Below are 13,033 nucleotides of genomic sequence, written 5' to 3'. Positions count from 1 at the left end.
ATTATTATTGGTAATGCCGGGGACTATGCGGTGTTTTTCAACGTTGCAGGTGTGCAGGCAAACCAATTCACCCTTTATCAAAACGGAGCCCCTGTAGGTGGCAGTGTCTATGGTTCAGGAGCTGGCACTCAACCGAATCCAGGCATGGTCATTATTACGGCTGCTCCCGGTGATGTGCTGACATTACGGAACCATTCCAGCGCATCAGCTGTTGGTCTGCAAACACTAGCAGGTGGAACACAGACCAATGCCAATGCCTCTATCCTTATTCAACAATTAAGTAGTTAAACTTTTCGAGTTTATAATTTTGATTAATAAATGGGTGTGTCCAGAAAAATAGACATTTAAAATTGGGGATGCTAATTTTTTAGACATTAAGAGAAGAACCGGAGAAAAGGAAAGTTGAATGCTCTGGTAAAGTGTTCGTACAGAAAAAACCATGTGCCAAGAAAGAAAGAGGCAACATGGTTTTCTTTTGTCTTTTTCATATATATTGATCCAGCTGGAAAATAACTATCGGAACATATTCTTAACGACCATCCAGAGATTAGCCGGTTTTTCGGCTAAACGACGGGTATAGTACGGATACCACATAGTGCCATAAGGTACGTAACAGCGAATGCGATAGCCTTCTTTGGCGAGACGTTCCTGTTCGCTCATGCGCAGACCATATAACATCTGAAATTCAAAGGCATCCGGTGAGATTCCCCGATCCTTGGCGTATTGTTTCGTCCAGTTAATGATGTGATCATCATGCGAGGCAACTGCAGTGTACACACCCTGATCGAGGTGATTACGAATCATCGTTTTGAATTGATGAATGACTTCAGAAGTATTCTGATAGGCGACTGATCCGGGTTCTTTGTAAGCACCTTTAACCAGTCGAAGCCGGATGCCCTCCCGAATCATATCACGCGTATCTTCTTCGGTGCGATGCAGGTAGGCTTGCAATACTGTGCCTGTATTATGCAGTCCTTCCGAGTGCAGTCTTCGGACAATATCCAGCGTTGCTTGAGTAAATGGACTATCCTCCATATCAATTCGAACAAATAGATCATGTAATTTGGCTTGTGCGGCAACGGTACGGATATTTCGGTAACCCTCTTCCGGGTCAAGTGCGAGGCCCATCTGGGTTGGTTTTAGCGAGACGTTGGAGTCTACGCCTTCACGTGCAATGCCTTCTACCAGGCGTACATACTCATCCCTGTACAATGCCGCTTCGCTCAGGCGGGTGATGCCTTCACCCAGATGATCGAGCGTAGCCATAATGCCTTTGTTATTGAGTATGCGGATCTCTTCGAGAGCTTCTTCCAAGGTGTTTCCTGCAATAAACTTGCCTGCCAGCTTCTTACCATATCTAATGGACAGGTTCTCTACAGCTTTGTTGCCTGCCACGGTTAATAAGGTTTTGCGATATATTTCCGTTCCCACACTCATTTTCGTTTCCTCCTTCAGCATTGTGCATCATTCGATCCAACTCGGTTAAATCATGCTTTTTATCCCTAATTAGAAGCAAGAAGCGTGCCAGATTTAGCGATGGTCTACTATTTTTTATGAGGATTATCTATTTAAATTGAATTTGGAAGGTTATTCTGTCATCGGAATGGGCCGTGTGAATTTTCTTTAGTTAAATTTAATTAGAAAAATATTTCAATCCCAACCGGAGTTGGCACGGATTTTGCTACATATATTTGGTGATGAGTAACATGCAAAATAATTCAGGCGAGCAGCCAGCGAATCCCACATCCTGAAGGAGGAATCATTGATGAATATCCCTTTTGTTAACGAACCATTCACACCTTTTGCAGTCCAGGCGAACCAAGAAGCATTTGAAGACGCACTTCGTCAGGTAGAAGCTGAACTTGGGCAGGAATACCCGATTATTATTGGTGGGCAAAAAATAACAAGCAGCCGCACGTTAACTTCCGTGAACCCCGCAGCCAAAAATCAAGTGGTCGGAACCATTCACCAGGCCGATCAGGAATTGGCCGAAAAGGCCATTCAGACAGCAGCGGAGACATTCCACACATGGAAACATACTGACCCGAATGAACGAGCTCGTTATCTATACAAAGCAGCTGCCATTATGCGCCGTCGCAAGCATGAATTCTCCGCATGGATGGTTTATGAAGCCGGCAAGACTTGGCCGGAAGCCGATGCGGATACAGCGGAAGCCATTGATTTTATGGAATTCTATGCACGGGATATGCAGCGACTGAGTGAACCGCAGCCCCTCGTGCGGATTGCAGGAGAAGATAATGAACTGAGTTATATACCGCTGGGCGTTGGTGTTGTTATTCCACCTTGGAACTTCCCGCTAGCAATTATGGCAGGCATGACCTCTGCTGCACTGGTATCCGGCAACACGGTGGTGTTAAAGCCCGCAAGTACAACTCCGGTGATTGCCGCGAAGTTTATGGAGCTGCTTGCAGAAGTTGGTCTGCCGGATGGTGTCGTGAACTTTTTACCAGGACCAGGCAGTGAAGTGGGCGATTATCTCGTGGATCATGCGCTCACCCGGTTTATCAGTTTCACCGGTTCCAGAGATGTAGGACTGCGAATTAATGAACGTGCAGCACGAACAGCTCCAGGTCAGAAGTGGATCAAACGGGTTATTGCAGAGATGGGCGGCAAGGATTCCATCGTAGTAGACAGTGACAGTGATCTGGAACTCGCGGCAGAGTCCATTACCGCTTCGGCATTTGGTTTCTCAGGACAGAAATGTTCGGCGTGTTCCCGTGCCATTATTCATAAGGATGTATATGATGAAGTATTGCAAAAAGTGATTGAACGGACACAGAAACTGACGATGGGCAGTCCTCTTGAAGTTGGCAGTCAGGTTGGGCCGGTTATCGATGACAAGGCATATGCAAAGATCACGGAATATATTGAAATTGGTAAGGGCGAGGGGCGTCTTGTGCACGGTGGCGGTACAGGGAACGTTGAAGGTTATTTCATTGAACCAACCATAATTGCCGATGTGGACCCGAAAGCACGGATTGCTCAAGATGAAATTTTTGGACCTGTGCTTGCGTTCATCAAAGCAGAATCTTTCCAGGATGCTTTGGATATCGCCAATAATACAGACTATGGTCTGACCGGCGCGGTGATCTCACGTAATCGTAAACATCTGGAACAGGCAAGACGCGAATACTTTGCGGGTAATCTGTATTTCAACCGGAAATGTACCGGAGCACTGGTAGGCACACATCCATTTGGCGGATTTAACATGTCAGGCACGGATTCCAAGGCAGGTGGAAGAGACTATCTGCTGTTGTTTACCCAGGCGAAGCTAGTATCGGAGAAATACTAGACAGAAACCCATGATTCGACTAAAAACTTCTTACATTCACTTGAATAGTATGCTATTATCCCTGCAAATCCTTTTGTTCGTATAAGAAACACAGATGCTTATTGCCGAAGGCATAAGGAGGGAAACGGATGTTAGGTGTTCAGTTGGTACAGGAACAACGTATTCGGCTGTCCATCACGCCGGAGATGAAACAATCCTTTCATTTGCTAACCATGTCTGGCCAGGATCTGACCCGTTACTTGCTGGATGCGGCGGAGGAAAATCCAGTACTTGAGCTGGAAGAACAAGCTGCGCCTCTCGCCCGGATTCCGCGGAGAATGGATCAGCGCAGGTATGATTCCTATGATCCGTTGCTTCAGGCCAAAGGTGCCGAACCTACTCTGGAACAATTGCTGATTGCGCAAATTCGGGTGATGACACTTCCAGATGAATTGGAAAATATGGCCGTATATTTGGCAGGGTGCGTTAATGATGATGGTTATCTGACGGTTGAACTGGCAGAGGTGCAAGCAACACTTGAGCTTTCGATGAGCAAGATTGCAGCGGGACTGGAGCTTCTCCAATCGCTGGACCCTGCTGGTGTAGGAGCGCGGAATCTGCAAGAATGTCTGTTGCTCCAGATTAGACGTGATCCATTGGCTATTCAGTACGCTGAACGTATGGTGGAAGCGGGATTGGAAGCACTGGTTCCTTTTCACCCAGGTAGAACAGGGAGTCGATTAGGTATGACTTCACGGGAAGCTCAGACTGCCTATGACTATATTACACGTCTGGACCCCAAGCCCTGTCGATCCATCGGATGTACAGAACGGCCACATTACATTATTCCGGATGCCATTGTCAGGTTGCGTAACGGTGAGGCCCATTTTAGCCTGCATGCAGCAGGTAACCCTCGTGTATCGATGAATGAAGCGTGCTTCCGCTGGATCAGGGAAGAGGCTCCGGACGCAATCTGGTCTACCCGCGTGGCAGAGGCGAGGGCTATCATTCGGAGTGTACACTTGCGGCGCAGGACTTTAGTGCGTGTGCTGGCGGCAGTGATGGAAGAGCAGAAGCACTTTTGGGTCAAAGGCCCATCCGCGCTAAAACCGCTTAATTTGGCTGTTATTGCAGAGAAGATTGGCATGCATGAATCAACGGTAAGTCGTGCGGTGAACGGTAAATACATTGACACTCCGCATGGTGTATATGAACTCAGAGCTTTCTTTGCCTCGGGAATCGGCACAACGTCAGGGGATAAAACATCTGCCTCAGCGGTGAAACGTAGATTAAAAGAAATCATTCGCACGGAACAGACTCAGCGTCCCTACTCGGATCGTCATTTGGCCACACTGCTCGCCGAGGAGGGAATTGTCATCTCCCGCAGAACGGTTGCCAAGTACAGGGAGGAACTTCAGATTCTGCCTTCCCTTGAGCGTAAACGGTGGGCTTAATCGAATAACTGGCGTCTTATCATCTCTGAATACAAGAACCCCCGCAAACCGGATAAACGGTCTGTGGGGGTTCTTGTTAATTATTCGTGTTTGGATTGCTGCACAGTTTTCCTGATTACCTACAATCGTTCCATATTACGCAGGAAGTGTTCTCCGGCAATCCCTGGTGTAGTCATCTGTTCCGGATGAAGAATCTCTTCCAGTTCTTCCGGTGTCAGCAATCCGCGTTCCAAAATAATCTCTTGTAAGGAAAGTCCAGTCTTGAGCGCTTCCTTCACGATGGAAGCTGCCACATTATAACCCAAGTGCGGGTTCAATGCCGTAACCATACTGAAACTTTGGTTCATGATTAATTCGCAGCGCTCACGGTTAGCTTCCATCTCTTCAACTGCATAACGCGTGAAAACATCGATGCCGTTATTCATAATTTTCAGCGATTGCAGCAAGTTGAACGCAATAACTGGGCCCATGACATTCAGCTCGAATTGACCGGCTTCACACGCCATACAGATCGTATGGTCGTTCCCCATCACCTGGAAGGATACCTGGTTAATGACTTCCGCCATAACGGGGTTGACTTTGCCCGGCATAATGGACGAACCTGGCTGACGCGGTGGTAGGCGCAATTCATTGAATCCTGCACGCGGGCCTGAAGCCATCAAACGAATGTCATTACAGATTTTGGAAAGGCTAACCGCACATACCTTCAGCGCCGCTGAAAGTTCCAGATAGGCATCTGTGTTCTGCGTTGCATCCACGAGATCCTCAGCTGTTTGTAGTGGAAGTCCGGTAACATCAGACAGGTGCTCTGTAACCTTGACGATATATTCGGGTTTGGCATTGAGTCCTGTACCTACCGCAGTTGCACCCATGTTAATGGTAAGCAAGCGGCGATTGGCGAATTCAAGACGCTCAATATCCCGTCCGATGACACGGGCATAAGCTCCGAATTCTTGTCCAAGGCGAATAGGTACGGCATCCTGAAGATGGGTACGGCCAACCTTGACCACATCGTTGAATTCCACTTCTTTTTTACGAAACGCATCCTGTAGTCTTTTCATGGTAGCGAGTAACGTCTCCGACAGTTGATACGCCGCAATGCGCAGTGCTGTAGGAACCACGTCATTAGTAGATTGGGACATGTTCACATGATTATTGGGATTGCAATGGAAGTAGTCTCCCTTGCTTTTGGTTAACAGTTCCAGCCCGCGGTTGGCCAAAATTTCGTTCATATTCATATTCATGGAGGTGCCTGCACCGCCCTGAATGGAGTCTACAATAAAATGATCCAGATGATGGCCTTTCATCATTTCTTCAGCTGCCATGACGATCACATCGCCAATCTTGCTCGGCAGCATCTTCAACTCCATGTTGGTAATCGCTGCTGCCTTCTTCACCGCAGCCAGAGCCGTGATCAGCTCCCGGTGTACCGGAACGCCGGTAATCGGGAAGTTTTCCACGGCCCGTACCGTCTGAATTCCGTAATAAGCATAAGCCGGGATTTCTTTTTCACCGATAAAATCTTTCTCCGTCCGTGTGGACATAGTAGACATCTCGTTCGCCTCCAGTGGCATCAATAAAAATAGTTCGGCTTCAGCGTTGCTGAAGCGCACTCAGTATATCATTTAAGCAAAATGGATGCCAATCTAAATCATTTGGTCTCTTGTGCCGATAATAAATAAAATTAGGGATATTAAATGGAATATTATTCAATTTTCAAGAAAGGGAGGGGTGGCCAAGCTTGTCTTATACATTATGCGCTTTATGGTAGAGAAGTCATGCATGAACGGCAAGTATGGGAGGAATAGAACGTTTTCAGTGATGTATATCACATGAAATTTGGTACTTGATTGGTAAAATAGGAAAAAAGGACTACGGGGTGCGCACATGAAATGGACTTTAGGAGCAAAGACTGTCGCAGGTCTGGTACTGATTTCGATTATTACCTACGGAACTAGCGGCTTTTTTATATTTTTTGTCAAAGACTGGATTACATTAGATATTCCGAATTGGGTATACATATCGATTATTTTGATCATGGGAGTATGCTGGAACGGGATTCTGGGATGGTTTGCCTCACGCTGGCTGACTCGTCCAATCGTTCACCTGTCCCGGGCTGCACAGCAGGTGTCAGCGGGTGATCTGACAACCGAAATTCCGCAGCGACGCACGCAGGATGAACTTACCGTATTATATGATGCTTTTCGCGCAATGGTTTCTAACCTTCGAAGCATTGTAAATGATATTGCAGACAGTACAAGAACGACTTCACAGAACGCACAGTCTCTGAGTGAAGCGATTACCCAGGCTGCCGAACAGATCGAGATGATGTCGGATGCGGTAGATCATATTGCGGTAGGCGTAGAAGAGCAGAAGGTCACTTCCCATCAATCTCTGATTACTGCGGATGAGATGCTGAACGATTTCCAGCGTATGCATAGCCAGTCCATGGACATGACAGAGATGTCCGGTCAGATGGAACGATCGGTGGATCATACAAAACAGACTTTCTCATCATTGATGAAAGGGATGGACGAGCTGGCCGAGTCGCACAATCGTTCCCGCGACATTATGCTGTTGCTGGAGAAGGAAGCCTCCGATATCGAGGTAATTACCCATTCTGTCAAAAACATTGCTGAGGAAACAGGGTTACTTGCCCTGAATGCTTCCATTGAGGCTGCTCGAGCTGGTGAAGAAGGTTCTGGTTTTGCAGTCGTGGCGCAGCAGATCCGCAAGCTGGCAGACGAAAGTAAGGAATCGGTACATCGTATTAATGAGCTGATTAGTCGTGTACAGCAACGGATCAGGGAGACAGCCCAACTGTCTCATGAGCAGCATGGTCTCGTGGTTAATGAATCGGAGCGGACCATCTCTGTAGATCAGACGTTGCATGAACTGACAGGCACGGTGGAAGTATTTATGAAGGGTGCGCATGATATCGGTTCCAAGATTGCAGAACAGACTGGTCGCGTGGAGCAAACGCACGGTCATGTGAAGAAAATCCAGGGGAAAGCCGGATCGTTCTCGGATGAGGCGAGACGAATTATGGATGCCGCACACGAAGAGACAGCCATCATGGAGGAGATTTCATCCTCGGCGGAAGAACTGAGACAATTAACCGATCGGTTATTGGACAAAACCAAAGCATTCCGGATGCAGCCTTAGGCTGTGTTCGGGATTTTTTTTGTTTTTGGAGAACAGTTTTGGTATGAGAATTTGCTTATTCTGGTTAAAGCCGAACGTTCTTTCGTGAAAACGGAAATTTGTAAAGATTATTTTATGAAAGATTAACAAATTCGCAACTTGCAGGCGATAAATGAAGATATAATAGGATTATCACAACAGATAAAGGAGCCCAGTATATTGAAAACTTGGACAGGTATCCTGCTGATGATTATTTTGGCGGTAGCTACGATTAGTACAACTTCGGCTGCCAGAACCATGAATGAATCGCAAAAACAGCTTAATATAGATGATCAATCCAGCCAGACCGAAGTGGTCGAGGCTTCCAATATAGATAAAATGCATGACACAGCGAAGACAACACAGGAATCCATTCCCGTGAAAGAGGAATATGTTTCGGTAGCTCCAGAGAATAAGAACGTCAGATTATACCCTATGAAAGTTGAGGGTTCAGGTTATATATATAACGGAATGATTTTGGAAGTGGACGGTAAAACGCGAGAATTTAGTGATTGGCAGGGAGAAGGTGGGTCTTACAAACCCGAAGTGCACGAGCTGGATCTGAATGGAGACGGCCAGAAAGAAATTATTGTTTTGTACACAGAAGGTCATGGAACAGGTATTTATTTGGGACAAGCACGTATCATTAATCCGGTAACGCTGGAGGAGATGAAGATGCAATCTCTGGATGAGATTGCGAAACAGCATGTGAAGTCAAAAGTTACGGTTAGATCAGACCGCGTGGATGTTGATGTCGCCGTTGATGGCGTTCAAGCAGAACCTTTACGGATTGAGGAAGATACAAGTGGCGGCGTATATAACGAAGAGTTGGGATTCGGTGGAGTAACCTATTACAGTGTAGAAGATGGTCAGCTTGTCGTATTAGCAGCAGGATCTTACGGTGCGGCTTTATATGCGGGTGATCTGACATTCACTTATGAGTATCAAGATGGCGAGTGGAAGGCCGTAGATTTGAAGTACAGTATGGAAGTGTATGAAGAAGAATATTATGAAACTTTTGATTAATGGCGTCATGTTGATATCGTAATACAGCGGGAATTGAAAGTTCTCGAGTGTGGAGTTAAGTGAACATCTGACAAGAATATCTTCCTTACTCCGTATACGGACAGTGGGAAACAGGGCGAGGCTGAAAAAAAATCGGGACATACAGCCTCGTTTTGTGCTGCCCGGAAATAGGCACAGTGTACTAAAAACGTAGGAAACAATTGACTTTATCGCTTTAGTCGTTTAAATGTATAAAGGACAAATCATTTTAACATTCAGGAGGGATTTTGATGAAGAAAAAGGTTGTACTGGGTTTGATGGTAGGCACATTAACGCTTGGAATCGGAACAGGTGCACTCGCAGCAACAGGACTGGAACAGATTAAAGCCTATCTGAACAGCAAGATTACGCTAAAAATGAATGGTGCCACGGTGACAGCTAAAGATGCCAATGGTAAAACAGTGTTGCCTATCACTTACAACGGAACGACTTATTTGCCTGTGCGTGCTGTGGGATCCTTGCTTGGGACAGAGATCACTTATGACAGTGCAACTTCATCCGTCCTGATTGGTGGAAAAAATGAAACCGGGCCAGTAACCAACGATAAAGTAACACTAAGTACACTGGGAACAACGGTGTTGGGATCTACTGCATGGCATACCAAAGATCCTGCGGAGACTACTTACAAAGGCAAGGATTATAAAGATGTATATCTGCATACAGATTCCGTGAAGCAAGGAGACGACTTCCAGATCATGACGGGCAAAAAGTATTCTTCCCTGCATCTGGAACTGGCCGCTCTTCAAGGGAATCAGGAGATACAGGTAATCAACCAGGACAATACGGTTCTCAAAAAGCTGAGTATATCGCCGGGAAGCGGATTGGTAAGCCTGGACGTCGATGTATCGGGTACGGAAGCTGTTTTTGTTGAGATTGTTTCAGAAGATCCAGGTTCATCGCTATTTGTACCTCTTACAACATCGTATTTGGTTAAATAAAATATACGTAATAAAAAAACGATTATCAACGATGGTGTTGCTGGATCAAGTCCATAACACACATGGTGATAATCGTTTTTATGTTTAACGAATGACGGTATCCAGCGGTTTGAGATTGGCTTCAATCTCGGCGCGGCGACCTTCAAGGAATGGAGGCAAAGCAAGCGATTCACCCAGATGCTCCAATTCTTCGTCTGTATCAAATCCCGGACCATCGGTTGCAAGCTCGAACAGAATACCGTTTGCTTCACGGAAATACAGGGAGCGGAAGTAGAAGCGATCTACAAACCCTGAGTTAGGGAATTGGAAGTTACGAACCCGTTCCACCCATTGTTTCAGTTCTTCTTCGTTATCCACACGGAACGCAACATGATGTACACTGCCACGTCCAGGACGCTCTTGGGCAAGGTCATTCCGTTCCTCAACATGCACCTCGGAGCCGCTGCCACCTTCACCGGATTCAAAAACGAGTACATCAGGTTGACCTGGAGTAAAGGCTGGGTAACTTCCTTTGGCTCTGAAACCGAGCAGTTCGGTAAGAACCGGAGCGGTAAGGGAAGCATCTTTTACCGTAAGATGGATAGGGCCTAGGCCTACAATGCCATACTCGGCAGGCACAGGGCTCTGATCCCATGGTTTACCACCAGCGACACCTGTATTGTTTTCATCCGAGACCAGAATCAGACGTTGTCCTTCAAAGTCTGTGAACGAGAGCGTGGCACGACCACCCCGTTCAACAATCTCTCCATGTGGGACTTCGAATTCGTCAAAACGCTGATGCCAGTAAGTAAGTGCCGCATCACTTGGAACGCGCAGTGACGTTCCAGATATGCTGTTCACACCTTCACGAGTCTGTCCGGCCATCGGAATCTCGAAGAAGGTAAGTTCGGTACCCGGATTGCCTTTTTCATCGCCATAGAAGAGATGGTAGACGGACACGTCGTCCTGGTTGACTGTTTTTTTAATGAGGCGCAGACCCATGATGTTGGTGTAGAAACGATAGTTCTGATCGGCATGTGCTGTTAGAGCTGATACGTGGTGAAGTCCTTTGATTTGCATAATAATTCCTCCTAGATGAAATGGGATAGTGTAAATGTTCAGTTGAACGTTTGTTAAGTACGGTATATTTTATTTCGGTTAAGAAAGTTACTAACTTTTCGTTTGTTTTGGTTCTGAATTTATCTTAACATAAAGATATTTAAATTACAATGCTTATTTAGAATTCCAACTGGACAGCACTTTCATTCAATGGCAAAATGAAAAAGTTAACATTAAAGAGAGATAATGTTGGTGAGATAATCGAAAAGGAGAGAAGAGATGCGTGGCGTATCCACCATGGCTGGACCCTTATGATGCAGAGCCGTTTATCCTGTTCTCCCGTTCACATATCGTTTCAATTAGCGTAATTACAGCATTGATTGTACTGATGTTTTTGCTTCGACACCATTTTCGATCATGGTCAGAGAGGGTACGCCGCATACTGCGGATTGTTCTGGCCTGCATCATGTTTGCCTGCGAAATCGTGCTGCAACTCTGGTATGTGTATGGAGGGATATGGAGCCTGAAGACGTCACTGCCACTCGAACTATGCAGTCTGTCTCTGCTATTATCGGCGTTGTTACTACTGACACGCAGTCGACTGTTACATTCTGCACTGCTGTTTGCAGGCATTGCTGGAGCCCTTATGGCGATCCTGACTCCTAATTTGGGTTATGGTTATGCACATTTTCGATTCATTCAATTTTTCGTTGCTCATGCCTGTATCATTCTGGCTTTACTCTACATGACCTGGGTGGAACAGTTGCGACCTAGCTGGAGATCTGTAGCAGGTTCGATGATATTTGTGAATGTGGCAGCATTAATCGTATACGTTGTAGATGTCATGCTTGACGCGAATTATATGTTTTTGAGACACAAACCGAGTACACCCTCGGTGCTGGATATGCTAGGTCCGTATCCCTTGTACATTCTTGGGGAAGAGATACTTGCGTTAGTCTTGTTTTCGCTGATGTACATTTTGCTCTTTGCCATTCCAGACCGGTTGAAGCATCGTGTGAAAAAAGGTAAAAGCTCCGCGGTATAGTGATAATCCTTGTAGTTGTGCCTGCGCCGTACTATAAACTCTTTATATATAAAACATCCCGCAGTAATCTGACCGGATCAGATCGCTTGCGGGATGTTTGGGCGTTGTCCCTGAATGGGGCCAACTTATCTTTATATTTTTATCCACGGAGCAGAGATTCCGCACCATCCACATAGATTCGTGTACCTGTAACATGAGAGGCTTCATCGGAAGCGAGGAACAGAACGAGGTTCGCCACTTGCTTCGACGTTCCAGGTTCGCCCTTGAGCGGATGTTCATGACCCTCAGGGAATTCAACAGGAATCTGTACTTCTTTCAGATCATCCGACGGGTAGGTGTTATCATCAATGTTGGTATCGATGGCACCTGGGCAGACGGCATTTACACGGATCTTATAACGAGCCAGTTCCAGGGCAGCCATCTTCGTAAACGCAGTTTGTCCCGCTTTGCTGGAAGCGTATGCAGAGAATCCAATCCCTGAGAAGACCCGGTTACCGTTGATGGAACTGGTAATAATGATGCTGCCGCCATGTTCTTTCAGATGAGGAATAGCATATTTGACGGTTGCGAAGGTTCCGCGCATATTGATCTCCATCGTCTGGTCCCAGTCCTCAATTTCCATCGTTTCGATCGGGGCCATCGTTCCGTTGATGCCAGCATTCGCAAATATGATATCCAGTTTACCCGCTTCAGCCGCAGCCTGATTGATTGCCTTCTGCACATTATCCGGTTTGGAGATATCACATTCGATCACATACGCTTCTCCGCCAGCCTTTTCAATCGTCTGTTTTGTTTCCTCCGCATTTTCGGGTGTGCGATCCAGCATGTACACTTTGGCTCCATGCTCGGCGAAACGAATAGCGGTAGCCTGGCCAATACCCGATCCACCTCCGGTTACAATCGCGACTTTGCCTTCCAAACGTTGTTCTGTCATATCTGATCCCTCCATGAGTTAGATTATCGTTGTACGTTCTACTTCTAACATACCCGGCTCAAGACGCGTGAATCATATGTGTAT

At 46.4% G+C, this 13,033-nt stretch carries 10 protein-coding genes; 6 read left to right on the top strand and 4 right to left on the bottom strand.

Translation table 11 applies throughout. The annotated features are described in order from the left end of the window. Positions 1-513 precede the first annotated feature (513 nt). Positions 514-1,437, bottom strand: coding sequence for a proline dehydrogenase family protein (locus QF041_RS14655; RefSeq protein ID WP_307414692.1), 924 nt, complete (start codon positions 1,435-1,437; stop codon positions 514-516). Positions 1,438-1,765: 328 nt separating this feature from the next. Here QF041_RS14655 and pruA point away from each other — a divergent pair, with 328 nt between their 5' ends. Next, positions 1,766-3,313, top strand: coding sequence for an L-glutamate gamma-semialdehyde dehydrogenase (pruA, locus tag QF041_RS14650; protein ID WP_307414690.1), 1,548 nt, complete (start codon positions 1,766-1,768; stop codon positions 3,311-3,313). A 128-nt stretch (positions 3,314-3,441) separates the two neighbouring features. Then, entirely contained in the window at positions 3,442-4,746 is a 1,305-nt protein-coding gene (gene rpoN, locus QF041_RS14645) for an RNA polymerase factor sigma-54 (protein WP_307414689.1), read from the top strand. 119 nt (positions 4,747-4,865) lie between these two features. Here the strand turns inward: rpoN and QF041_RS14640 are convergent, their stop codons facing one another. Next, a complete protein-coding gene (locus QF041_RS14640) occupies positions 4,866-6,299 on the bottom strand; it encodes an aspartate ammonia-lyase (protein ID WP_307414688.1) in 1,434 nt (477 codons plus the stop codon). A 334-nt stretch (positions 6,300-6,633) separates the two neighbouring features. On the opposite strand from QF041_RS14640, the gene QF041_RS14635 reads away from it, so the two are divergent. The 3 genes from QF041_RS14635 to QF041_RS14625 all read left to right on the top strand — a co-directional run bounded on the left by QF041_RS14635 (position 6,634) and on the right by QF041_RS14625 (position 9,932). Further along, the gene (locus tag QF041_RS14635) at positions 6,634-7,911 is read left to right on the top strand and encodes a methyl-accepting chemotaxis protein (RefSeq protein WP_221819020.1); all 1,278 of its coding nucleotides are present in this window, start codon (positions 6,634-6,636) and stop codon (positions 7,909-7,911) included. 198 nt (positions 7,912-8,109) lie between these two features. Next, positions 8,110-8,955: a hypothetical protein gene (locus QF041_RS14630; RefSeq protein WP_307414687.1), complete on the top strand. Its 846-nt coding sequence runs from the start codon at positions 8,110-8,112 to the stop codon at positions 8,953-8,955. A 269-nt stretch (positions 8,956-9,224) separates the two neighbouring features. After that, complete coding sequence (locus tag QF041_RS14625; RefSeq protein ID WP_221819022.1) at positions 9,225-9,932, top strand: stalk domain-containing protein; 708 nt, start codon at positions 9,225-9,227, stop codon at positions 9,930-9,932. A gap of 84 nt (positions 9,933-10,016) precedes the next feature. Here the strand turns inward: QF041_RS14625 and QF041_RS14620 are convergent, their stop codons facing one another. Beyond that, positions 10,017-10,991: a ring-cleaving dioxygenase gene (locus QF041_RS14620; protein WP_307414686.1), complete on the bottom strand. Its 975-nt coding sequence runs from the start codon at positions 10,989-10,991 to the stop codon at positions 10,017-10,019. A gap of 262 nt (positions 10,992-11,253) precedes the next feature. Here QF041_RS14620 and QF041_RS14615 point away from each other — a divergent pair, with 262 nt between their 5' ends. After that, positions 11,254-12,015, top strand: coding sequence for a YwaF family protein (locus QF041_RS14615; protein ID WP_307414685.1), 762 nt, complete (start codon positions 11,254-11,256; stop codon positions 12,013-12,015). Between the two features lie 139 nt (positions 12,016-12,154). Here the strand turns inward: QF041_RS14615 and QF041_RS14610 are convergent, their stop codons facing one another. Next, the gene (locus QF041_RS14610) at positions 12,155-12,949 is read right to left on the bottom strand and encodes an SDR family oxidoreductase (RefSeq protein WP_036612094.1); all 795 of its coding nucleotides are present in this window, start codon (positions 12,947-12,949) and stop codon (positions 12,155-12,157) included. Positions 12,950-13,033: the final 84 nt, after the last annotated feature.

The sequence above is a fragment of the Paenibacillus sp. W2I17 genome (assembly GCF_030815985.1).
Taxonomy (GTDB): Bacteria; Bacillota; Bacilli; order Paenibacillales; family Paenibacillaceae; genus Paenibacillus.
The sequence above is the reverse complement of the archived record's forward strand: the minus strand, read 5'-3'. Positions and strand labels throughout refer to the sequence as shown.

Coding starts and splice junctions, on each gene's coding strand:
- QF041_RS14655 (WP_307414692.1), bottom strand. CDS start 1,437: ATGAGTGTGGGAACGGAAATATATCGCAAAACCTTATTAACCGTGGCA.
- pruA (WP_307414690.1), top strand. CDS start 1,766: ATGAATATCCCTTTTGTTAACGAACCATTCACACCTTTTGCAGTCCAG.
- rpoN (WP_307414689.1), top strand. CDS start 3,442: ATGTTAGGTGTTCAGTTGGTACAGGAACAACGTATTCGGCTGTCCATC.
- QF041_RS14640 (WP_307414688.1), bottom strand. CDS start 6,299: ATGTCTACTATGTCCACACGGACGGAGAAAGATTTTATCGGTGAAAAA.
- QF041_RS14635 (WP_221819020.1), top strand. CDS start 6,634: ATGAAATGGACTTTAGGAGCAAAGACTGTCGCAGGTCTGGTACTGATT.
- QF041_RS14625 (WP_221819022.1), top strand. CDS start 9,225: ATGAAGAAAAAGGTTGTACTGGGTTTGATGGTAGGCACATTAACGCTT.
- QF041_RS14620 (WP_307414686.1), bottom strand. CDS start 10,991: ATGCAAATCAAAGGACTTCACCACGTATCAGCTCTAACAGCACATGCC.
- QF041_RS14610 (WP_036612094.1), bottom strand. CDS start 12,949: ATGACAGAACAACGTTTGGAAGGCAAAGTCGCGATTGTAACCGGAGGT.